The following is a 21,008-nucleotide window of genomic DNA, read 5'->3' as shown; positions in this document are numbered from 1 at the left end:
CCCATGGCGCCGGAAGGCACCGCGCGGCCGGGGGCTCTCAGCCTGCCCGGCATGCGCAACTCCGCACTCGCGTCGGCGGCCCTCACCTCGGTGGCGCTGCTCGGCCAGACGGCGGGCGCCGCCCCCTCGTCCTCGGACGAAGCACCCAGCCGTGAGGAAGTAAGCCGCCGGATCACCTCCCTCTACGACCGGGCCGAGACCGACTCGGGAACCTTCAACGCCACCCGCGCCTCGTCGACGGGCCCGCGCAAGCGAGGCGCCCGCCCGGCTGACGCCGGAACCGCGTCCGCCGGTACCCGGGCGGGCGAGGACAGGCGCGGCGACCCCGCGCTCGACAACGTCACCCGTCAGTGGTTCGACGTCGCGCGTGCAAAGCTGGGTCCGACCGTGCCGGCCGCGCTGCCCAGCGACAGAACACCGGAACGTCCCGTCGGGCGCAGGCCCGCGCGTGCGGTGCGGGACCTCGCCCCGGCGCGTGAGTCGACCGGTCGCGCCCCGCTGGAGCTGCCCGCCGCCCCGGTCCGGGAGTTGACGTCCGGTCCGGGCAGCGGGGCGGCTTTGGTCGCCGAGCTGACCGCCGGTCCCCTCGCCGCGCTGCCGGCCGTGCCCGGGGCCCCGTCGGCGGACCTTCAGGCCACCCAGGTCCTCCCGACGCTCCCCGCCCTGCCCGCGTCGACCACCTCGCCCTCCGCCGCCGTCCCGGCCGTCGACACCGCGGCCGCCCCGCAGACGCGGGCCTCACTGCGGACGACCAAGGAGCACAACCGGCGCAAGCTCGACCGGGCCCGCGAGTTGCTGTCCCTGTACGCCACGCGGCAGAGCGCCCCGCCGACGGCGATCGCCGCGCTGACCGCGACCGACACCTGGGGCACGCCGCCGGCCCGGCCCCAGCTCTCCGCCGATGACCATTGGCAGGCCCTGCAGGCGCAGTCGGCCGCCGACCTCACCACCGTCCCGCCCGGGGCGACGGCCCCGCCGGTGACAGCCCCGGCGCCGACGGCAGACCCCTTCACGACCACCATCACGGACCCCTACCTCGGCACCCTCACCACGCCCACGCCCGCGGCCACCGTCACGGACCCATATCTCGGCACCCTCACCACACCGACGCCCGCGGCCCCCGGCCCCGTCACCATCACGGACCCGCACCTCGGCACCCTCACCATGGCCACGCCACCGGCCGCCACCCCGCCGGCCACCGCCGGCACGGCTGTGACATCGACGGCGTCGCACGACACCCGAGCCATCCGGGCCCTGGAGTTCGCCCGCGCACAGCTGGGCAGACCCTGCGTCTCGGGCACGACCGGCCCGGAGGCGTTCGACGGCCCCGGCCTCACCCAGGCCGCCTGGAAGGCCGCCGGCATCACGCTCCCACGCACGGCGCCGGAACAGGCGACGGCGGGTCAGGGCGTCGCCCTCACCGGTCTCGAACCCGGTGACCTGGTCCTCTTCCACGTGGGTCACGTCGGGATCTACTCCGGGAACGGCATGATGATCCACGCCCCGGGACCCGGAGCGCTCGTACGCGAGGAGTCGATCCACTACGCCGGAGAGTCGGCGATCCACAGCGCGATACGGCCCGCCTGAGCCTCGGCCGACCCCATCGATCCACCCCGTCTCCTCGGAGGCGGGGTGGTGTCGTGCGGACCCGGGCTTTTCCATGGCTCCCGGTTCCGGCACCCGCCTCACCGGTTGACACGCCCTTCCACCTCGGCTTTGTCGATACGTCCTGACAAAACCATTGACATCATCTGCGGGCGGCTCCATAGTTCCTGCCACTAGAGCGCGCTAGTGGAGCGCTCCAGTCGCTCCGATCAGCACAGCGAGGTGCATGGGACATGCGCAGACACCACAGAGCCGCGGGCCTGACGGCCGCCGCCCTGGCGGCCACCCTGTTCGCCGCGGGATGCTCCAGCGGCTCCGGCGGGAAGAAGTCCGAGGAAGGCACCGCGGACGCCTCGGCGGGCAAGGCCACGACCCCCCGGATGACGGTGGCCATGATCACTCACGCGGCTCCCGGTGACACCTTCTGGGACCTGATCCGCAAGGGCGCAGAGGCCGCCGCCGCCAAGGACAACGTCAAGCTCGTCTACTCCAGCGACCCGGCCGCCGGCAATCAGGCCAACCTGGTGCAGAACGCGATCGACCAGAAGGTCGACGGCATCGCCCTGACCGCGGCCAAGCCGAGCGCGATGAAGGCAGTGATCGCCAAGGCGACGGCGGCCGGCATCCCGGTCGTCGGCTTCAACGCCGGCCTGGACGACTGGAAGGAGCTCGGCATGCTCGAGTACTTCGGCCAGGACGAGAACATCGCGGGCGCGGCCTTCGGCGAGCGGCTCAACCGGACCGGCGCCAAGCACGCGCTGTGTGTCATCCAGGAGCAGGGCCATGTCGCGCTGGAGGCCCGCTGCGCCGGTCTGAAGAAGGGGTTCAAGGGCAAGACGGACAACCTCTATGTGAACGGCACCGACATGCCGTCCGTGAAGTCGACGATCACCGCCAAGCTCCAGCAGGACTCCTCCATCGACCAGGTGGTCACGCTGGGCGCGCCCTTCGCGCTGACCGCGGTGCAGTCGGTGTCCGACGCGGCGGCGAAGGCCGAGGTCGCGACGTTCGACCTCAACAAGGAGCTGGTCACGGCGGTCCAGGAGGGCAAGGTCGAGTTCGCCGTCGACCAGCAGCCCTACCTCCAGGGCTACCTCGCGGTCGACTCGCTGTGGCTGTACCGCACCAACGGCAACTTCAGCGGCGGCGGCAGTGCTCCGGTGCTGACCGGGCCCGCGTTCATCACCAAGGACAACGTCGACGCGGTCGCCGAGTTCGCCGCGAAGGGCACGCGCTAGGCGCGTACAGGGCAGGCGGGGCCGGCCGTGACCGCGACGGGGCGCGGTCGGCCCCGCCGTTGTTCGTCAGCGGGCCGGCTCCTGCGGGGCCGGCCCGCTCGTGCCGCGCACGACGAGCTTGGGGTCCAACACGGCCTCGCGCGGCTTCAGTTCGGGCTCCTCCAGCCGTTCCACGGCGAAGCGCACGGCGTGCTCGGCCAGCAGGACCGCGTCCTGGCGGACGGTGGTCAGGCCGATCGGCATCAGGTGCGAGAGATGGCTGTCGTCGTAGCCGACCACGGACAGGTCGCGCGGGACATCGACGCCCGAGCGCGTCAGGGACATCAACAGGCCCATCGCACAACGGTCGTTGCCCGCGAGGACGGCTGTCGGCAGCGGCAGCCCCCGGTCGCGTTCCGTCAGCAGCAGACGGCCCGCCTCGATGCCCGACTCCTCGGTGTGGGTGCCGGGAATCACCCGCTGCTCGGCCTCCAGCCCGTGCCGGCGCATCGCGGCCCGGTAGGCGCGCCGCCGCTCGGCCGAGCCGGGGCCGCGCCCGCCGTCGATGTGCACGATCCGGCGGTGGCCCAGTTCCACGAGGTGGTCCATGGCCTGGCGCACCCCCTTGCCTTCGGCGCTGTGCACGAAGTCCACATGGGCGCCGAGCGCACGACGGGCCACCGAGACGGTGGCGGCGCGGTGTCCGAGTTCGTCGAGGTAGCCGGGCTCGGCGTCGGGGGCGAGCAGGATCAGGCCCTCGCAGCGGTGGCCGAGCAGGGCCTCGATCGCCTTGTCCTCGCCGCGGCCTGGCGTCGTCCCGGAGAGCAGCACGTCGTAACCGAGCCGCTCCGCCTCCGGGTAGATGCCCGCGATGAGATCCGTGTGGAAGGTCTGGTGGACGATGAACATCACGCCGAGCGTGCGGCTGCGGCCCCGGGCGAGCAGCCGGGCCGCGTTGTCCGGCCGGTAGCCGATCTCGTCGGCGACGCGCAGCACCCGCTCCCGGGTCTCGCTGCCTGCACCGGGCAGACCCCTGAAGACGATCGAGACGAGTGCCCGGGAGACGCCCGCCTTCTCGGCGACGTCCGCCATCGTGGGCCGCTGCCGGCCTGCCGCATCCACCTGTGAACCCCCAGCTTCGACGTCGTTCACCCGAGCCAGGTCTCGAAGTCTCCCAGCAACAAGCTATTGACATGACATTTGGACCAGGGTCATCGTACTCGCACTAGCGCGCGCTAGTAGAGCGCGACAGAAGATTCGTGGACACCACCCCTGACGTCCCCTCCCCGAAGGACTTGTCATGGCAACGGCGCCAACCTCGCTCCGCACCACCGCGGGCAACCTGTGCCTGGGCTCGGCCCCCGACTCGTGGGGCGTGTGGTTCCCCGAGGACGACCGGCAGGTCCCGTACACCCGCTTCCTCGACGAGCTCGCCGAGGCGGGGTACGAGTGGCTGGAGCTCGGGCCGTACGGCTATCTCCCCACCGACCCCCGGCAACTCGCGGAGGAGCTCGACGCACGCGGTCTGAAGGTCTCCGGCGGTACCGCCTTCGGCGCGCTGCACCGCCCCGAGGCATGGGACGACATGCTCGTCCATGTCTGCCGGGTCGCCGCGCTGACGGCCGCCGCCGGCGCCCACCACCTGGTCCTCATCCCGCCCATGTACCGGGACGAGAGGACCGGCGCGTTCACCGAGTCGCCGGTGCTGACCGCCGACCGGTGGGCGGGCTTCGGCAAGGCCGCCGACCGGCTCGGCAAGCTGCTCCTGGACGACTACGACGTTCGTCTCGTCATCCACCCGCACGCCGACAGCCACATCCAGACCCAGCCGGAGATCGAGCGGCTGCTGAACGAGTCGGACTCCCGCTGGACGAACCTGTGCCTGGACACCGGGCACGTCGCCTACGGCGGCGGGGACAACGTCGACCTGATCCGGCGGTTCGGTGAGCGTGTCGGGTACGTGCACATCAAGCAGATGGACCCGGACGTCCTCGCCCAGGTCGCCGCGGAGGACCTGTCGTTCGGCGAGGCGGTCAGGCGGGGCGTGTGTGTCTCGCCGCCCGCGGGGGTGCCGAGTCCCGCGGATGTCGTGGCCGAACTGGCACGGCTGGACGCCGAGTTGTTCGTGATCGTCGAGCAGGACCTGTACCCGTGCGCGCCCGAGGTGCCGCTGCCCATCGCCGTGGGAACGCGTGAGCACCTGGCGGGCTGCGGTCTGACCGGGACGCGCCGCCCCGCTCTCGAGACACCCGGTCACCGGTGAGGAGGCGGCCCATGGATGTCCGGAACACCACGGCCGACACCCCCGCCGCCGTCACCCGGGACGCCCCGCCCGCGGTCTCCCGCCGGCTGCGGCTCATCACCGTCATCGCCACCTTCGGCGGACTGCTCTTCGGCTATGACACCGGCGTCATCAACGGCGCCCTGCCGTACATGACGGACGATCTCGGTCTGACCGCGGTCACCGAGGGCATGGTCACCAGCTCGCTGCTGCTGGGCGCGGCGCTCGGTGCCGTCGTCGGCGGGCGGCTGTCGGACGCGCGCGGCCGACGCCGTACGATCCTCGTCCTCGCGGTGCTGTTCTTCATCGGCGCGCTCGCCTGCACGCTGGCGCCGACGACCGCCGTCATGGTCGTCGCCCGGTTCGTGCTCGGCCTCGCGGTGGGCGGTGCGTCGGTGACGGTGCCGGTCTACCTCGCGGAGGTCTCCCCCGCCGAACGGCGCGGCGCGCTGGTCACCCGTAATGAACTCATGATCGTCAGCGGTCAGTTGCTGGCGTTCACCTCCAACGCGGTCATCGCGCGGGTGGGCGGCGAGTCCGGCGGCGTATGGCGTTGGATGCTGGTCGTCGCCACGGTTCCGGCCGTCGTGCTGTGGTTCGGCATGCTGGTGATGCCGGAGAGCCCGCGCTGGCTCGCGTCCCAGGCCCGCTTCGGCGCGGCCCTTGAGGTGCTCAAGCAGGTCAGGTCGCAGCAGCGCGCCGAGGCGGAGCTCGCCGAGGTGTCCGCGCTCGCCGTCAAGGAGGAGCAGGAGCGGCTCGGCGGCCGGCAGGACATGAGGGCCACCCCGTGGATCCGCAGGCTGATGTTCATCGGCTTCGGCATCGCGATCGTGCAGCAGATCACCGGCGTCAACACGATCATGTACTACGGCACTCAGATCCTCACCGACGCCGGGTTCGCCTCCGACAGCGCGCTGACCGCCAACATCGCCAACGGTGTCATCTCGGTACTGGCCACCTTCGTCGGCATCTGTCTGCTCGGACGGGTCAACCGGCGCCCCATGCTGATGATCGGTCAGATCGGTACCACCGCAGCCCTGTTGCTGATCGGCGTCTTCTCCCTGCTGCTGCCGGCCGGTGACAGCCGTGCCTACGCCGTGCTCGCCATGACCGTCACCTTCCTCGCCTTCCAGCAGGGCGCGATCTCGCCGGTGACCTGGCTGATGCTGTCGGAGATCTTCCCGATGCGGATGCGCGGCTTCGGCATGGGTGTGGCGGCCGTGGTGCTGTGGCTGACCAACTTCGCGATCGGGCTGGTCTTCCCGTCGCTGGTGTCCGGCATCGGGGTCTCCCACACCTTCTTCCTGTTCGTGGTGGCGGGCCTGTGCTCGCTCACCTTCGTGAAGCTCTACGTCCCGGAGACGAAGGGCCGCTCGCTCGAATCCCTCGAAGCCGAACTCCGGGCGCGCTTCTCCTGGTGAGGACAGAGAACCATGACTGTACGTATAGGCGTGATCGGCGCGGGCTGGATCGGCAAGGAGCACATCAAGCGCCTGACGGACACCGTCACCGGCGCCCGGGTCACGGCGATCACCGACATCGACGGGGCCCGCGCGGCGGTGGCCGCCGCGCCCGTCGGCGCCCGGGTGCTGCCCTACGGTGCCGCCGTGGTCGCGGCCGACGACGTGGACGCCGTCCTTGTCACGTCCTGGGGCCCCACCCACGCCGAGCATGTGCTCGACGCGATCGCCGCGGGGAAGCCGGTGTTCTGCGAGAAGCCCCTCGCCACGACCGCCGAGGACTGCTTGAAGATCATCGAGGCGGAGCAGGCGCACGGCCGCCGCCTCGTCCAGGTCGGCTTCATGCGCCGCTACGACGCCGGCTACCGGCAGCTGAAGCAGGTCATCGACGCCGGCCGGATCGGTGAGCCGCTGATCGTGCACTGCGCCCACCGCAACCCGACCGTCCCGGAGTCCTACACCTCCGACATGGCCGCCCTCGACACGGCCGTGCACGAGGTCGACGTGCTGCGCTGGCTGCTGGACGACGAGATCGTCTCCACACAGGTGATCGCCCCGCGCGCCACGAGCAGGCGGTTCGCGCATCTCAAGGACCCGCAGATCATGCTGTTCGAGACCGCCAAGGGCGTCCGGATCGACCTGGAGGTCTTCGTCAACTGCCAGTACGGCTACGACATCCAGTGCGAGGCGGTCGGCGAGGAGGGCCTCGCCCGGCTGCCCGACCCCGCCGCCGTCGGCGTACGCACCGCCGCGCGGCACAGCACCGAGGTCCTGACGGACTGGGTGGGTCGCTTCCGCGAGGCCTTCGACACCGAGTTCCGGGAGTGGATCGCGGGCATCGCCGCCGGGGAGGAGCCGACCGGGCCCTCCGCCTGGGACGGCTACGCCGCGACCGTCATCACCGCCGCGACCGTCGAGGCCCTCCGGTCGGGCCGTGTCGTCGCCACCGACCTCAAGCCCCGTCCCGCCTTCTACGGAGGTGCCGCGTGAAGATCGCCCTCGACCCGTACATGCTCCGTGCGCTGCCCATCGACGAGATGGTGCGCACGGTCGCCGAACTCGGCTACGACTACATCGAGTTGTCGCCCCGTGACGACTTCATGCCGTTCTTCCTGCACCCGCGCGCCGACGACGCCCGGATCGCGGAGCTGAAGAACGCCCTGCGCACGCACGGCGTCCAGCTGTCCTCCGTACTGCCGCTGTACAAGTGGTCCTCGCCGGACGAGACGGAGCGGCAGGCGGCCGTCCGCTACTGGAAGCGGATGATCGAGATCACCGCCGACCTCGGATGTCCGCTCATGAACAGCGAGTTCAACGGCCGCCCCGAGCGCGCCGCCGAGAGCGAGGCCGCTTTCTGGCGCTCCCTGGAGGAGCTGCTCCCGGTGTTCGAGCGTGAGGGCATCGCGCTGAACCTGGAGGCACACCCCGACGACTTCTGCGAGGAGAACACCCCCGCGGTCGACCTGGTCCGCGCGATCAACAGGCCCTGGGTGAACTACCTGTACTGCGCCCCGCACTCCTTCCACCTGTCCGGAGCCTCGGAGGCCGGCGCCGACATCGCGGCGATGATGCGTTACGCCGGTGACAAGCTCCGGCATGTGCACATCGCGGACTCCTTCAACCACAAGGGTTCCTCCGGCCTGCGCTACATCCTCAACCCGCCCGGCACCGCGGCCCGGATCCACCAGCATCTGGACATCGGACAGGGCGAGGTCGACTGGGACGCCTTCTTCGGCACGCTGCGCGAGCTGGACTTCGACGGTGTCGCCACGGCCTGCGTCTTCGCCTGGGAGGAGCGGGCGAAGGAGTCCTCGGCGTTCATGCTGGACCGCATCCGCAAGGAGCTGGCCGCCCAGGCGGTACGGCGGCTCAGGCGGCCTTCAGCGTGAGCGGCAGGGCGCCGTAGCCGCTGAGGAAGTTGGAGTAGACGGGCCTCGCGGGACCCGTCTGCTCCATCTCCGCGACGAGGTCGCGCAGTCCGGCCAGTACGGCGCCGGTCTCCGCGCGGGCCAGATGGGCGCCGAGGCAGAAGTGGGGGCCGTAGGCGAAGGTGACGTGCTTGTTGGGGGTGCGGTCAAGGCGCAGCTCGCCCGGTGCGTGGAAGACCAGTTCGTCGTGGTTGGCGGAGGCGTTCCAGACGGTGACGATCTCGCCGGCCCGCACGGGGTGGCCACCGATCTCGGTGTCGGTGGTCGCCGTGCGCCCGGCGTGCAGGGCGGGGGTCGTCCAGCGCAGGATCTCCTCGACGGCGGTGTCGACGGGGGCGTCGCCGCGCTTGAGGGCCTGCCACTGGTCGGGGTGTTCCAGCAGTGCGAGAGCGGCGCCGACCATGGACAGCCGGGCCGTCTCGTCGCCGCCGAGGATCAGGCTGTAGCAGTTGAGCATGATCTCGTCGTCGTCCAGCGGCAGCCCGTTCACCTCGCTGCCGGCCAGCAGCGCGATGACGTCGGAGTGGCCGCTGTCGCGCCGGTCGCGGGCGAGTTCGGCGAAGTAGAGCAGGATCTCGTTCTTGGCGATCCAGGCGTCCGCCGCCGTGCTGTCGGCCTCGTGCGAGCCCAGCGCGGAGGAGGTCAGGCTCAGCACATGGGCCCGGTCGCGGTCGGGCACGCCCAGCAGGTCGCAGATCGCGCCGAGGGGTATGCCGGCCGCCACGTCGGCGGCGAAGTCGCAGCTGCCCTTGTCCAGCGCCTCCCCCAGCAGCCGGGTGACCGTGCGCCGCACGCTCTCCACGATCGGTTCCAACGCCCGTGGCGAGAACGCCGACATCAGCACCCGGCGCAGTCCGGCGTGCTTCTCCCCGTCCATGATCGGAAGCATGCGCCCGACCGCGGTGTCTCCGCCGGCGAGCAGCGTCTCCAGGACGTTACCGCCCTCGGAGGTGAAGCGGGCGCTGTCGCGGTAGACGGCGGTGACGTCGGTGTGCCGGGTCACCGCCCAGAAGCCGGGGGCCGTTTCGGTCGCCGGGTTCCAGTACACCGGCTGACGCTCTCTCAGATGGCGCCACACGGCGGACAGATCGCTCTCGGCGTGCAGCCGGGGATCGGCCAGGTTCAGGGTGCCGAGTTCTTCCGGCGCGATCGTCCGCCGCGTGGTCATCGCAAGCTCCTCCCCTTGGCCGCTGCTCTCCTCAACGTAGTCGAACAGGGTTGCGGTCCGATCTCCACTGCGCCAGCCACAGGGCGACGGTCTCCGAGATCGGCTGGCCGGTCTCGAGTTCGACGAAGCCGAACTGGCCGCCCTGGTTGCACTCCAGGAACCACCAGATGCCGTCCTCGTCCTCGGCGAAGTCGAAGGCCGCGTACGCCAGTCCGGCCTGGGTGACGTACTCGTGCACCGACTTGCCGATGCGCTCGGGGACCGGGACCGGCTCCCACCCGTGCCCGGTGTCGCCGTAGCGGCCGTCGACCTGCCCCGGCTCCGCGGTCTTGCGTGCGGCGAACAGCCGGGGGCCGACGCAGGTCAGGCGGATGTCGGCGCGCTTGGGGATGTACCGCTGGAGCAGCGCGGGCCCGGCCGCGACGGCGGAGAAGTCCGCGTCGGGGCCGATGAGGGTGGTCGGCAGGGCCAGCGCCGGTTCGCCGGACGGCGGCCCCGAGGCGGACTTCACCACGACGTCCCGGTGTTCCTCGACGAACTCGCGGGCCAGCCGGGGTGACGTGGTGAAGACCGTCGGCGGTACGGCGAAGCCGCTGAGGTGGGCGACCCTCAGTTGCCAGGGCTTCAGCCGGGCCTGGTCGGCGCTGCGCGGATGGTTCATCCACCGTGCGGCGGCGGAGTGGAGCATCCCGTACAGCGCCTGTCGGGTCTCGGCGGTCAGCCAGGGCGAGGGGTCGGCCGCGTGGGCGGCCGGTTCGCCGGGTCTGCGCACCCAGATGGAGCGCAGACCTCCCATGCTGAGCACATGTCCGTTGACGGACAGGTGGCCGTCGAAGTCGCCGTGGGCGTAGTCGGCGGACAGCACGGCCTTGCCCGGCAGGTCGGCGGGGTCGAGGCGCAGCACGGGCGTCCCCGTCCCGTGCAGCTTCGACACCACCATGTCGGCGGTCACGTCCTCCTCGGACGTCAGGATCAGAACCGTCATGCGCGGCCCGGTTCGTCAGTCGTCGAAGTGGGTCGCGGACCCGGCGGTGGACGTCGTCGTGCCGGCCGCGAGCAGGAGTTCCGGGTCGCTGACGGCGGGGCGGCCGTTGGGCAGCATGTTCAGCTGCCGCGCCGGGTCGAAGTGATACGGCGTCACCGCGGCGGAAACGCCCCTGGGGAAGGCGTACTTGAGGGTGAACGGTTGCACTTTAAACCTCCGTGTCGCGTTGCTTGGATTACCGTCACTTACGCGCTTCTTGCGTAAGGAATTCATCACTTTCCGCCACAACGGGGTGAAGGTCGTCACATCAGCATCACCAGTTGCACGCCTTCCCCGCGATTCATTCATCGAAGGGAAGGCCGCAACTGTCACAGGAGCCGCTCGGTCAGCGGAATGCGCGCTGGTCGGCGTGCAGCGGCGCCGAGAGCCGGATGGTGATGAACTCGTTGTCGTCGGCCTTGCCGGCCGTACGGCCCGAGGAGAACGGGAAGTTGTTGTCGTTGAGGACCGCGAGCGTGCGGTCGTCGACGAGGTTCACGTCCTCGATCGTCTGGAACGGGAAGCGGAACGTCTCCCCGAAGCCGCCGAGCCCCTTGGGGTTGGCGATGTCCAGCAGGTCGGCGACCAGGGTCTTGTCCATCAGGCCGTCGCCGTCACGGTCCCGGGTGTCGGCCAGGTAGATCCGCTTGAACTCGGCCGTGTCGCCCTGCCCGCCGTCGCGCTCGATGACCAGGAACCGGTGCCGATCGACGGCGATGGCGTCGCCGATGGCGTTCGCGGTCGACTCCAGACGGTAGACGTACCGCTTGCCGGTGTACTTGCCCCGGCGCACATCGAACTCGCTGAACCGCAGGTCACCGGGGGTGTCTCCGGTGACCGTGCCCTCCAGGAGCGGGTAGAGGTGACGGCCGTCGACGGAGCGGACGAGGCCCTCGAAGCCCTTGCTGCTCGCTATGTTCGGCTGGGCGCCGTTCAGGTACGGGTTCTCCGGGGCCCGCACGCCGTCCAGCGCGATCGGGGCCTGAAGGAGGCGGCCCTTGGCAGAGAAGTGCAGCAGCCAGGGGCCGAACTCGTCGCCGATCCAGTACGTGCCGTCGGGCATCCGCTGGATCGACTCGACGTCGAAGTCGGCGCCGGTGAGCACCCGGTCCGCCCGCGTCAGCGCGAACGGCACCTGGCGGTCGGGGTCGCTCAGGTTGAATCCGCCGAGCACCTCGACCTTGCCCGTGCGCGTGTCCGGCTTGATGCGGTGCACGCGGAGCAGGAAGTCGGCGCTGTTGGCCTTGTTGCCGTAGCCGTTGTCCGATAGCACGTCGAAGGTGCCGTCGCGCCGGTTCACCACACCGCTGAAGCCCTGCACCGGCTGGTGCGCGAAGGGCGCCGCGATCCCGTTGAAGGGGCCCGCGCCGATGGCGGCGCCGGACGGCTCGCTGTCCGGCACGAACGTCTCGGCCGGCAGCGAGGCGAAGCCGGTCAGCGTGGCGCGGCCGTAGCCGGTACCGCCGGGGTGGGCCACCGCGGGAGCCGCGAGGCCGGCGGTCAGCACCGCGGCAGTGACCATGATCGAAAGTCTTCTCATGGCGCGCACAGTAAGAGCGTCGGGTGACGGACGCGCCAACGGCAGACGTCGAGCCCCGGTCTCAGGGTGTCGGCATCCCACCGCCCTGGAGCCGCTCCAGGTCGGAGGGGCGGACCTGGATGACGACCAGGGCGATCACCGCGGCGATGGCGGTGAAGATCGCGGCCGCGACGAAGGCGGCCGAGACGCCCGAGGTGAGGATCTCGTCGCCCCAGGGGGACGGGAGCTGCCCAGTGCGTTGGAAGCTCAGCCGCTCCGCGGGAGTAGCCTCGGCCCGGAAGGCGGCCATCTGTTTCTCAGCCTCATTACGGCTCGCCGTGCCGAACGTCGTGACCAGGATGGACAGCCCCAGCGAACCGCCCACCTGCTGCGTGGCGTTGAGCAGTCCGGAGGCGGCGCCGGTCTCCTGGACGGTCACGTTGGACAGCGCCATCAGGGTCAGGGACACGAACTCCATGCCCATGCCGAGGCTGAAGACGAGCATCGGGCCGAGGATGCTGCCGAGGTAGGTGGAGTCGACGTCGGTCAGGGTCAGCCAGCCCAGGCCGGCGGCGGCCAGGAGCGCGCCCGTCACCATGAACGGCTTGGGCCCGTACTTCGGCAGGAGTTGGGAAGCGAGCCCCGCGCCCACCGCGATCACCGCACTCACCGGAAGGAAGGCGAGGCCGGCCTGGAGCGGGCTGAAGTCCAGCACGTCCTGCACGAAGAGCGTGAGGAAGAAGAACATGCCGAAGATCGCGGCGGCCAGGCTCAGCATGATGCCGTACGTGCCGGCTCGGTTGCGGTCGGCGAACATGTGCAGGGGCGTGATCGGCTGTCTGGAGCGCTGCTCGACCAGGACGAACAGGATCAGGAAGACCACGGCCGCCCCGAACGAGCCGAGGGTGAGCGGGTCCCGCCAGCCGTCCTGCGCGGCCCGGATGAACCCGTACACCAGCAGCACCATGCCGACGGTGGAGGTCAGCGCGCCCGCTATGTCGAAGTGCCCGGCGTGGCGCTCGGACTCCCGGATGTAGCGCGGGGTGGCGAGCACGATGAGCAGCCCGATGGGCACGTTGACGAAGAGGACCCAGCGCCAGTTGAGCCACTCGACGAGCATCCCGCCGGCCAGCAGCCCGATCGCTCCGCCGCCCGCGGAGACCGCTGCGAAGACTCCGAACGCCCGGTTGCGTTCGGGTCCTTCGCGGAACGTCGTACTGATCAGGGCGAGAGAGGTCGGGGACGCGATGGCGCCGCCGACTCCCTGGAGGGCGCGGGCGGCGAGGAGTTCCCAGGAGTTCTGGGACAGTCCGCCGAGCAGCGAGGCGAGGACGAACAGCAGGACACCGAAGATGAACACCCGTCGTCTGCCGAGGATGTCGCCCATCCTGCCGCCGAGCAGCAGCAGTCCGCCGAAGGTGAGCGTGTAGGCGTTCACCACCCAGGACAGGCTGGTCGTGGAGAAGTCGAGCGAGCGCTGGATGTGCGGCAGGGCGATGTTCACGATGGTGATGTCGAGCACCACCATCAGCTGACAGGAGGCGATGACCAGCAGCGCCATACCGCTGCCGCGGCCATCACTCCGCTCCGTCTCCTGCGGGGTGAGCCGCGCTTCGGGGGTCGGCTCCGGGTTGCTCATCGCATCGCGCCGTGGGCGGGTGTTCGGTGGTCGTCTCCCGCCACCATTCGACGGTACGCCGGTGCCGGACGGGCCTCCAGTCGATCACGGGGCGGACGGCTCGGGCCGGTCAGCGGCCCCCGCGGATCAGCCCCGTGAGGTAGCGCCACAGCGACGAGCGCTGCCGGGCGGACCGGTCCGGCAGCACCGGCTCGGCGGCGTCCGGCTCCGGCACCGCCGGCAGGGCCGGGGTGGGTCCGGGCGCCGCGAGCCGCTCGGTCCCGGGCGCGAGTTCGTACCGTACGGGCAGGGAGCGCAGACCGCGCATGAACGGCGAGGAGCGCCACGGCAGTTGGTCGGCGGGAAGCGCGAGTTCCAGATGGGAGAACCGCTCGAAGAGCCGGCCCACGCCGACGGCGGCGACCGTCGAGGCGAGCTCCCTGGCCGGGCACTGGCGAGGGCCCGCGCCCCACGACAGGTGCGCCCGGGTGCTGATCGTGCTGCTCGGCGCGACATGGTCGGCGAACAGCGGGTCGGCGTGCGCGGCGGCGGAGGACACCCACACCGGATCGCCCGCGCGGATCGTGTGGTTGCCGAGCGGGGTGTCCGCGGCGGCGAAGCGCGGGACGAAGTTCACCAGCGGCGGCTTGCGCATGACCACCCGGTTCATCGTCTCCCGGATCATCCCGGCCGACAGGCTCGCCCGGACGCCGCCGCCGTCGCCGGAGATGACCTCGACGACGGTGTTGGACATGAGGATGCCGACGTGGTCGGAGACCATCCCGAGCAGCATGAACAGCTCACGGGCCAGCTCCTCGAGCGCGAGCCCGGGGTGCGCGGCCAGCAGGTGGGAGGGGAAGTCGTCGCCCGGTCTCTCCAGCTTCACGGCCGCCAGTTCGGCGAGTGTCGCCAGCAGCCGGTCCAGGGCGGGCTCGGCGTCGGGTCCCGCGTCCAGGACCCGCCACATGTCCATCAGTGCGTCATCACCCTGCGATCCGGGGAAGCCCAGCAGATGGCTGGCGACCATCAGGGGCAGCGGCCGGGAGAACTGCGCGGACAGGTCCGCGACACCCGTGCCGCCGCCCTGCCCTACGAGGGTGATCAGTTCGTCGGCGTAGGCGGTCACGGCCGCCTTGAGCCGCTTGGCCTGCGGGCGGCCGGGATCCTGGAAGGGCTTGAGCGCCGCGTCCCACGCCGTGCGCAGCGAGGGATATCCGGGGCCGCCCTGGATCAGTACGTGGTTGACCTCGAGGGACGGTCCGAGCGGCCAGTCGGCGGGCACTTCGCCGTCGGTGCGGGCCCGCCAGTTCTCCAGGCCCTTCGGCCAGCCCTGGTCGTCCTGGAGCACCTGGAGGGCCTCGCGGTAGCCGAGGACGAGCCATGCGGGGACGCCCAGCAGGTCGACGGGTGCGACGGGGCCGTGCTGTTGCCTGAGCCGCTCGTACACGAGGGAGGGGCGGGTCTCGTAGTCGCGGGTCAGCAGTGGTTCGCGGGTCAACTCCTCCAGGCGTGTGCCGTCGACGCCCACGGATGCGCCCTCGCCCCACTGCGATTCCATCGCCCTGCCGCCCTCCGACACTCCCCGCACCGGCGTACTACCAGTGAGTAGCCGAACATCCGTGGGGACCCTACCCCAGGCGGCCTGCCGGGTGAACGACGGGGCGAGGGGGCGTCAGCCGGTGGCCGGCGGGATGTTCTGGTTGGCGTGGAAGAAGTTGTCCGGGTCGTAGGTGTGCTTGGCCGCGGCGAGCCGGTCGTAGTGGCCACGGTACGTCGCGCGGACCCGGTCGGTGCTCTCTCCCTCGCCGATGAAGTTGATGTAGGAGCCGCCCATGGAGTGCGGATGCAGATCGGTCCAGTAGTCGACGCTCCACTGCTTTATCGCCTCGGCGTTGGCGGGATCCGGGTCGACGCCGGCGATCACCGCGGACCACACGGCGTCCCGGTAGGCCCAGGCCGTGTCGTCGCCGCCGACCTGGTGGGCCGCGGCGTCCACGGGATACAGGTGCATCAGGGACAGCTCGGAGGGGAGGTTCTCGCCGTACTTGTGGTGGACGTCGATCGAGGCGTCGGAGATCGCGTCGAAGAAGTCGCCGCGCCAGTACCACTGGTAGCCCTTCGGGATCAGCTCGTCGAACATGCCCTGGAGGGCGGGGTAGGGCATCGGCGTGGTGAAGTGGAAGGCGGACGGCGCCGGTTCGTTCACCGGGGCGAGCGCCTGCTCCAGACTGTCGCCCGCCAGGTCGCCGGTGTAGCACCAGACGACGCCGCACATCTTCTGCCCGTGGATCGGCTCGGGGAACGGCGGTCCGGGCGGGATCGTGAACAGGGTGAAGAAGCCGTTGAGGTCCTGCGGCGTGGCGGGCAGGAACTCCCGGTACCAGCGCAGCACTTCGGGCGTGCGATCGACCGGCCACACCGTGACCGCGACTCCGACGGTGTCGACCGGGTGCAGCCGGAAGGTGAACGACGTGACGACGCCGAAGTTCCCGCCGCCACCCCGCAGCGCCCAGAACAGGTCGGGGTGCTCGTCCTCGGACGCGGTGACGAAGGTTCCGTCGGCGAGGACGACGTCGGCGCAGAGCAGGCTGTCGATGGTCAGGCCGTACCTGCGGGTCAGATGGCCGTGGCCGCCGCCGAGGGTGAGGCCCCCCACGCCCGTCATCGAGATGATGCCGGTGGGCACGGCCAGGCCGAACGTGTGGGCCGCGTGGTCGAGGTCGCCGAGCTGGGCGCCGCCGGCGACCTGTGCGGTCATGGCGGCGGGGTCCACGCGCACGCCGCGCATGGTCGACAGGTCGAGGACGAGCGCGTCGTCGATCATGCACAGACCGGGTCCGCTGTGGCCGCCGCCGCGCACCGCGAGCTCGACCCCGGTTTCCCTGGCGGCGGAGATCACGGTCCGCACGTCCGCGACGTCCACGCACTGCGCGATGGCCGCGGGACGCCGGTCGATCATGGCGTTGTAGAGTGCGCGGGCCTCGTCGTAGCCGGGGTCGTGCGCGGTGATCACGGGTCCCCGCAGCCCCTCGCGCAGACCTTCCAGTGCTGTTCCGTTGATGCCGCCCATGGCCGGCTCCCTGTGTCAGGACGCTGAGCCGCGGACGGATGACGGCGCCTGACGTCCGGGCGGGCTGCGGGGGCGTGGTGCGCGGATCCGTTCGCACCTCGTGTCGATGTATCGATGTTCCGATGTACCGATGTGTCGATACGTGGCAGAGCGGAATCACCCCGCCGAGTCCCAGTCTTCACCCCTCGGTGGCCGGGCGCACGTCGGGCGTCAGACCAACTCCTCGGCGGACTTCGCCCCCTGTTCGCGCAGCCATGTCACGAGTGCGTGGTGGCCCTCGCGGTGGGCGGCGTCCAGGGCGGTCAGCCGGTCGTGGCCGATCCAGTTGACGTCACCGCCCCGTCGCAGCAGGTAGTCGGCGATGTGCTGCTGCCCGCCGTGGCAGGCGCACCACAGCGCGGCGGTGACGTCCTCGGCGCCGGGCCGGTCGGTGTCGGAGGCGAAGCGGGCGGCGACGCGGTCGGCTTCGCCGAGGGCAGCGGCCTGCCACAGGGTGGTGCGGGCGCCGCGCTCCAGCAGGCGCCGCGCGCAGTTCCACTGCCCGAAGGCCACCGCGTCCGCCATCGGCGTGCCGTCGCCGATGACGCCGCCGTCGGCCTCGATGTCGGCGCCCAGGTCGAGCAGGGCGTCCAGGACGGGCACGTCGTCGCAGCTGGCGGCCCAGTGCAGCGGGGTCTCGCGGTGCGCCCCGGTGAAGCGGGCGTTCACGTCCGCGCCGGCGGCGACCAGCGCGCCGACCGTCCGGGGCCCGTGGGGCAGGTGACCGGGCCAGTCCGTGACGATGTGCAGCAGGGTCCGAGCCGTGCGTGTGTTGCCCACCCGCGCCGTGGCCAGTCCCGGCTGCGCGGTGAGCAGGTCCGTGAGCGCCGGCGCGTTGCCGGTCCTGATCGCCTCCACGACGGCACGGGCCAGTGGAGCGGTCGTGTCGAGCAGCATCGGGCCACCTCCCAGGTTCCCCACCTGGATAACACGGGGCACTGACACCGCCCCCCTCCCCCGCCCTCCCCCATGGGCCGCGCGCCCCTGTCTGTTACGCTCCCGAAGCCTTCCGCGGGGGAAGTCCGGTGAGAATCCGGCGCTGACCCGCAACGGTGTGTGCGTGAACCCTCCTGGTTGACGCGTGAGCCCGATCGCCCGTGGTTGGTGCGACCCGTTGACTGCTCGCCGCGGACTGCGAGAGGGGACCGCACGACCGGCACGGTCGTCCGGGCTGTCTCCTGCTCGATGTTCAGGCGGCCCCAGGCGAAGGACCGCCCGCCCGTGCACCGAAGTCCGCCACGGATATCCACACCGGGATCCGGTACGGCCCATCTCGCCGTCGCACCCCTCGTCCTCGGGCTGACGCTGCTGCTGCTCGTGTCGCTGGTGTGCGGTGTGGGGCTCGGGGCCGCCGGGATCGGCTGGGCGGACGTCCTCCGACTGCTCGGGGCCGGGCTGACCGGCGGGACCGTCGCCGCCGGAGACGCCGCCGCGTACACCATCGTCTGGGAGATCCGGCTGCCGCGTGTCGTGCTCGGCGCGGTCGTCGGGGCCGGGCTCGCGGCCGTCGGTGTCGCGGTGCAGGCGATGGTGCGCAACGCCCTCGCCGATCCGTTCGTGCTGGGCATCTCCTCGGGTGCCGCGGTCGGCGCCAACGCCGTGATCCTGCTGGGCGTGTTCGCGGGGCTGGGCGTCTGGGCGCTGTCCCTGTCCGCCTTCGCGTCGGCACTCGCGGCGACGGCGCTGGTGTACGCGATGGCCCGGTCGCCGCACGGGCTCACCCCGCTGCGGCTGATCCTGACCGGGACGGCGCTGGCGTACGGCTTCGAGGCCGTCACCACCGTCATGGTGTTCGGCGCGGCCCGCGGTGAGGCGGCCCGGTCGGCGATCATGTGGCTGCTCGGGAGCCTGGGCGGCGCGACCTGGGCGCAGGTGCCGCTCGCGGCGGTGACCGTGGCGGCCGGATGGGCGTGGCTGCGGCTGCGGGCCGAGTCGCTCAACGCCCTCGCCATGGGGGACGAGACCTCCGCCGCGCTCGGCGTCCAACCCGCCCGGCTGCGCAGGGAGTTGTTCCTCGTCACCGCCGCCGTGACCGGAACCGTGGTGGCGGTCAGCGGGGCCATCGGGTTCGTCGGGCTGATGGTGCCGCACGTCGTCCGGATGCTGGTGGGCGCCGATCACCGGCGGGTGCTGGCCGTGGCGCCGCTCGCGGGGGCCGTGCTGCTGGTGTGGGCGGACCTGCTGTCCCGGCTCCTCCTCGCGCCCGCCGAACTGCCCGTCGGCGTGATCACGGCCGTCGTCGGGGTGCCCGCGTTCGTGCTGCTGATGCGGCGCGGCGGCTATGCGTTCGGAGGCCGGTGACCATGCGGCTCGACATCGAGGGCGTCACGGTCGAGGCGGCCGGGGCCCGACTGGTCGACGACATCCGACTCGCCGTGGACAGCGGGGCGTTCGTCGGGCTCGTCGGCCCGAACGGCAGCGGCAAATCGACACTGCTGCGCTGTGTGTACCGCGCGCTGCGTCCGGCAGCGGGCGTGGTGCGGCTCGACGGGGACGACGTGCACGCCATGGCGCCCCGGGAAACGGCCCGGGTGCTGGCCGCGCTGCCGCAGGAGTCATCGGCCGAGTTCGACTTCACCGTCGCCGAGGTCGTGGCCATGGGGCGGCTGCCGCATCCGGGCCGTACGGCCGCCTCCGACCGGGAGATCTGCGCCGCCGCCATGGAGCGCACCGGCGTCGACCACCTGGCCGGGCGCGGGTTCCTCGCCCTGTCCGGCGGCGAGAAGCAGCGCGTGCTCATCGCGCGGGCGCTCGCGCAGCGGCCGAAGGTGCTCGTCCTGGACGAGCCCACCAACCACCTCGACATCGCGCATCAGTTGGACGTGCTGTCCCTGGTGCGCTCCAGCGGCCTGACCGTGCTGGCCGCGCTGCACGACCTCAACCTCGCCGCCGCGCACTGCGACGTGCTGTACGTCGTCGCAGGCGGCCGGATCGTCGCGTCGGGACCGCCGCACGACGTCCTGCGACCCGACCTGCTCGCCGATGTCTTCGGGGTCCGTGCCCATCCGGTACGGCATCCGGCGACCGGCGCGGTCCAGCTCCTGTTCGACCTCCTCCCCCAAGGACCCACATGCGCAAGCTCCTAGCCACCGCCCTCTGCCTCGCCGCGACGGTCACCGCGACCGGATGCGGAGCCACGGTCGAGAAGCCGGCGGACGCCGAGTCATCGGCGGTCTCCCTCACCAACTGCGGCCGGAAGGTGACGTACGACAAGGTCCCCGAGCGAGTGGTCACCAACGACGTCGGCATCACCGAGCTGATGTTCGCGCTCGGTCTCGAGGACCGCATGGCCGGCTTCGCGATGCCCGACGACAAGGGCGATCTGGCGGGCGTGCCGTGGAAGGGCGGCTACGAGAAGGTGAAGTGGCTGTCGAAGGACCAGCTCACCAAGGAGAACGTCCTCGACGCCCGCGCCGATCTCGTCTTCGCCGGCTGGAACTACGGCTTCCGGGAGGAGGGCGGCTTCACGCCCGAGGCGCTGAAGAAGCTCGGCATCCCCTCGTACATCCTCACCGAGTCCTGCCGCAACGGCCGTACGGACAGCTCGCGCGGCATCATGCCGCCGCTGGACGCCCTGTACGCCGACCTCACCAACCTCGGGAAGCTGTTCGGCGTCGAGGAGCGGGCGGCCGCGCTGATCGCCGACTTCAAGAGGCAGGTCGCCCAGGTGCGGGCGAAGGCGCCGACGGGAGCGGGGCGGCCGAAGGTGTTCCTGTACGACAGCGGGCAGGACCAGCCCTTCACCTCGGGCCGCTTCGCCGCCCCGGAGCAGATCATCAGCGAGGCCGGCGGCACGAACGTCATGCACGACGTCGCGGACTCGTGGACCACGGTGGGCTGGGAGACGGTCGTGGAGCGGGACCCGGACGTCATCGTGATCTGCGACTACGGCGAGGTGAGCGCCGAGCAGAAGCGGAAGTTCCTGCTCTCCTACGGGCCGCTGCGGAACGTCTCCGCAGTCAAGCACAAGCGGATCTTCGTCCTGGACTACGTCGACCTGGTGGAGAGCCCCCGCAATCCGTCGGCCATCGCCCGGCTCGGCACCTATCTGCGGACGGTTGCCGGGCGGCGCTGAGCCG

18 protein-coding genes are annotated in these 21,008 nt (G+C 71.2%); 9 read left to right on the top strand and 9 right to left on the bottom strand.

What is annotated here, in order from left to right:
* Positions 1–3: 3 nt before the first annotated feature.
* A complete protein-coding gene (locus tag ACFPQ9_RS31115; RefSeq protein ID WP_380860802.1) occupies positions 4–1,587 on the top strand; it encodes a C40 family peptidase in 1,584 nt (527 codons plus the stop codon).
* Positions 1,588–1,838: 251 nt separating this feature from the next.
* Entirely contained in the window at positions 1,839–2,843 is a 1,005-nt protein-coding gene (locus tag ACFPQ9_RS31110; RefSeq protein ID WP_380860799.1) for a substrate-binding domain-containing protein, read from the top strand.
* Between the two features lie 66 nt (positions 2,844–2,909).
* Here the strand turns inward: ACFPQ9_RS31110 and ACFPQ9_RS31105 are convergent, their stop codons facing one another.
* Positions 2,910–3,914, bottom strand: coding sequence for a LacI family DNA-binding transcriptional regulator (locus tag ACFPQ9_RS31105; RefSeq protein ID WP_380861320.1), 1,005 nt, complete (start codon positions 3,912–3,914; stop codon positions 2,910–2,912).
* Between the two features lie 208 nt (positions 3,915–4,122).
* Between ACFPQ9_RS31105 and ACFPQ9_RS31100 the strand changes: the two genes are divergently transcribed.
* The 4 genes from ACFPQ9_RS31100 to ACFPQ9_RS31085 are packed head-to-tail and all read left to right on the top strand — an operon-like array spanning position 4,123 to position 8,452.
* The gene (locus ACFPQ9_RS31100; protein WP_380860797.1) at positions 4,123–5,085 is read left to right on the top strand and encodes a TIM barrel protein; all 963 of its coding nucleotides are present in this window, start codon (positions 4,123–4,125) and stop codon (positions 5,083–5,085) included.
* A gap of 11 nt (positions 5,086–5,096) precedes the next feature.
* The gene (locus tag ACFPQ9_RS31095) at positions 5,097–6,524 is read left to right on the top strand and encodes a sugar porter family MFS transporter (RefSeq protein ID WP_380860794.1); all 1,428 of its coding nucleotides are present in this window, start codon (positions 5,097–5,099) and stop codon (positions 6,522–6,524) included.
* A gap of 12 nt (positions 6,525–6,536) precedes the next feature.
* Positions 6,537–7,553: a Gfo/Idh/MocA family oxidoreductase gene (locus ACFPQ9_RS31090; RefSeq protein WP_380860791.1), complete on the top strand. Its 1,017-nt coding sequence runs from the start codon at positions 6,537–6,539 to the stop codon at positions 7,551–7,553.
* Complete coding sequence (locus ACFPQ9_RS31085; RefSeq protein WP_380860788.1) at positions 7,550–8,452, top strand: sugar phosphate isomerase/epimerase family protein; 903 nt, start codon at positions 7,550–7,552, stop codon at positions 8,450–8,452. The genes ACFPQ9_RS31090 and ACFPQ9_RS31085 overlap by 4 nt, the downstream gene beginning before the upstream one ends.
* Here ACFPQ9_RS31085 and ACFPQ9_RS31080 read toward each other — a convergent pair.
* From ACFPQ9_RS31080 to ACFPQ9_RS31045, 8 genes are all read right to left on the bottom strand, one after another.
* Positions 8,433–9,659 carry a cytochrome P450 gene (locus ACFPQ9_RS31080; protein ID WP_380860785.1) on the bottom strand — a complete coding sequence of 409 codons (1,227 nt, stop codon included), beginning with the start codon at positions 9,657–9,659 and terminating at the stop codon, positions 8,433–8,435. The two genes, ACFPQ9_RS31085 and ACFPQ9_RS31080, sit on opposite strands and share 20 nt — an antisense overlap.
* Positions 9,660–9,690: 31 nt before the next feature.
* Positions 9,691–10,644, bottom strand: a complete 954-nt coding sequence (locus tag ACFPQ9_RS31075) for an MvdC/MvdD family ATP grasp protein (protein ID WP_380860782.1) — start codon at positions 10,642–10,644, stop codon at positions 9,691–9,693.
* Positions 10,645–10,659: 15 nt separating this feature from the next.
* Positions 10,660–10,851, bottom strand: coding sequence for a putative ATP-grasp-modified RiPP (gene tgmA / locus ACFPQ9_RS31070; RefSeq protein ID WP_380860779.1), 192 nt, complete (start codon positions 10,849–10,851; stop codon positions 10,660–10,662).
* Positions 10,852–11,029: 178 nt separating this feature from the next.
* A complete protein-coding gene (locus tag ACFPQ9_RS31065; RefSeq protein WP_380860776.1) occupies positions 11,030–12,223 on the bottom strand; it encodes an esterase-like activity of phytase family protein in 1,194 nt (397 codons plus the stop codon).
* Positions 12,224–12,284: 61 nt separating this feature from the next.
* Entirely contained in the window at positions 12,285–13,763 is a 1,479-nt protein-coding gene (locus tag ACFPQ9_RS31060) for an MFS transporter (RefSeq protein WP_380861318.1), read from the bottom strand.
* 187 nt (positions 13,764–13,950) lie between these two features.
* On the bottom strand, positions 13,951–15,378 hold the full coding sequence (locus tag ACFPQ9_RS31055) for a cytochrome P450 (RefSeq protein WP_380860773.1): 1,428 nt from the start codon (positions 15,376–15,378) through the stop codon (positions 13,951–13,953).
* 114 nt (positions 15,379–15,492) lie between these two features.
* A complete protein-coding gene (locus ACFPQ9_RS31050; RefSeq protein ID WP_380860770.1) occupies positions 15,493–16,890 on the bottom strand; it encodes an FAD-binding oxidoreductase in 1,398 nt (465 codons plus the stop codon).
* Between the two features lie 210 nt (positions 16,891–17,100).
* The gene (locus ACFPQ9_RS31045; RefSeq protein ID WP_380860767.1) at positions 17,101–17,826 is read right to left on the bottom strand and encodes an ankyrin repeat domain-containing protein; all 726 of its coding nucleotides are present in this window, start codon (positions 17,824–17,826) and stop codon (positions 17,101–17,103) included.
* A gap of 288 nt (positions 17,827–18,114) precedes the next feature.
* Here ACFPQ9_RS31045 and ACFPQ9_RS31040 point away from each other — a divergent pair, with 288 nt between their 5' ends.
* The 3 genes from ACFPQ9_RS31040 to ACFPQ9_RS31030 are packed head-to-tail and all read left to right on the top strand — an operon-like array spanning position 18,115 to position 21,004.
* A complete protein-coding gene (locus ACFPQ9_RS31040; RefSeq protein ID WP_380860764.1) occupies positions 18,115–19,230 on the top strand; it encodes a FecCD family ABC transporter permease in 1,116 nt (371 codons plus the stop codon).
* 2 nt (positions 19,231–19,232) lie between these two features.
* A complete protein-coding gene (locus tag ACFPQ9_RS31035) occupies positions 19,233–20,015 on the top strand; it encodes an ABC transporter ATP-binding protein (RefSeq protein ID WP_380860761.1) in 783 nt (260 codons plus the stop codon).
* A complete protein-coding gene (locus ACFPQ9_RS31030) occupies positions 20,000–21,004 on the top strand; it encodes an ABC transporter substrate-binding protein (RefSeq protein ID WP_380860758.1) in 1,005 nt (334 codons plus the stop codon). Before ACFPQ9_RS31035 ends, ACFPQ9_RS31030 begins: the two co-directional genes overlap by 16 nt.
* Positions 21,005–21,008: the final 4 nt, after the last annotated feature.

The sequence above is a fragment of the Streptomyces coerulescens genome (genome assembly GCF_042657965.1).
GTDB lineage: Bacteria > Actinomycetota > Actinomycetes > Streptomycetales > Streptomycetaceae > Streptomyces > Streptomyces coerulescens.
Note: the sequence above shows the minus strand (reverse complement) of the source record. Positions and strands in the feature narration are given on the sequence as shown.

Excerpts from the sequence above, each read along its gene's own strand:
- ACFPQ9_RS31045 (WP_380860767.1), bottom strand. The coding sequence starts at position 17,826 with ATGCTGCTCGACACGACCGCTCCACTGGCCCGTGCCGTCGTGGAGGCG.
- ACFPQ9_RS31105 (WP_380861320.1), bottom strand. The coding sequence starts at position 3,914 with ATGGCGGACGTCGCCGAGAAGGCGGGCGTCTCCCGGGCACTCGTCTCG.
- ACFPQ9_RS31100 (WP_380860797.1), top strand. The coding sequence starts at position 4,123 with ATGGCAACGGCGCCAACCTCGCTCCGCACCACCGCGGGCAACCTGTGC.
- ACFPQ9_RS31080 (WP_380860785.1), bottom strand. The coding sequence starts at position 9,659 with ATGACCACGCGGCGGACGATCGCGCCGGAAGAACTCGGCACCCTGAAC.
- ACFPQ9_RS31090 (WP_380860791.1), top strand. The coding sequence starts at position 6,537 with ATGACTGTACGTATAGGCGTGATCGGCGCGGGCTGGATCGGCAAGGAG.
- ACFPQ9_RS31060 (WP_380861318.1), bottom strand. The coding sequence starts at position 13,763 with ATGGCGCTGCTGGTCATCGCCTCCTGTCAGCTGATGGTGGTGCTCGAC.
- ACFPQ9_RS31035 (WP_380860761.1), top strand. The coding sequence starts at position 19,233 with ATGCGGCTCGACATCGAGGGCGTCACGGTCGAGGCGGCCGGGGCCCGA.
- ACFPQ9_RS31095 (WP_380860794.1), top strand. The coding sequence starts at position 5,097 with ATGGATGTCCGGAACACCACGGCCGACACCCCCGCCGCCGTCACCCGG.
- ACFPQ9_RS31050 (WP_380860770.1), bottom strand. The coding sequence starts at position 16,890 with ATGGGCGGCATCAACGGAACAGCACTGGAAGGTCTGCGCGAGGGGCTG.
- ACFPQ9_RS31075 (WP_380860782.1), bottom strand. The coding sequence starts at position 10,644 with ATGACGGTTCTGATCCTGACGTCCGAGGAGGACGTGACCGCCGACATG.
- ACFPQ9_RS31055 (WP_380860773.1), bottom strand. The coding sequence starts at position 15,378 with ATGGAATCGCAGTGGGGCGAGGGCGCATCCGTGGGCGTCGACGGCACA.
- ACFPQ9_RS31110 (WP_380860799.1), top strand. The coding sequence starts at position 1,839 with ATGCGCAGACACCACAGAGCCGCGGGCCTGACGGCCGCCGCCCTGGCG.
- ACFPQ9_RS31065 (WP_380860776.1), bottom strand. The coding sequence starts at position 12,223 with ATGAGAAGACTTTCGATCATGGTCACTGCCGCGGTGCTGACCGCCGGC.
- ACFPQ9_RS31115 (WP_380860802.1), top strand. The coding sequence starts at position 4 with ATGGCGCCGGAAGGCACCGCGCGGCCGGGGGCTCTCAGCCTGCCCGGC.
- ACFPQ9_RS31030 (WP_380860758.1), top strand. The coding sequence starts at position 20,000 with ATGCGCAAGCTCCTAGCCACCGCCCTCTGCCTCGCCGCGACGGTCACC.
- ACFPQ9_RS31040 (WP_380860764.1), top strand. The coding sequence starts at position 18,115 with ATGTTCAGGCGGCCCCAGGCGAAGGACCGCCCGCCCGTGCACCGAAGT.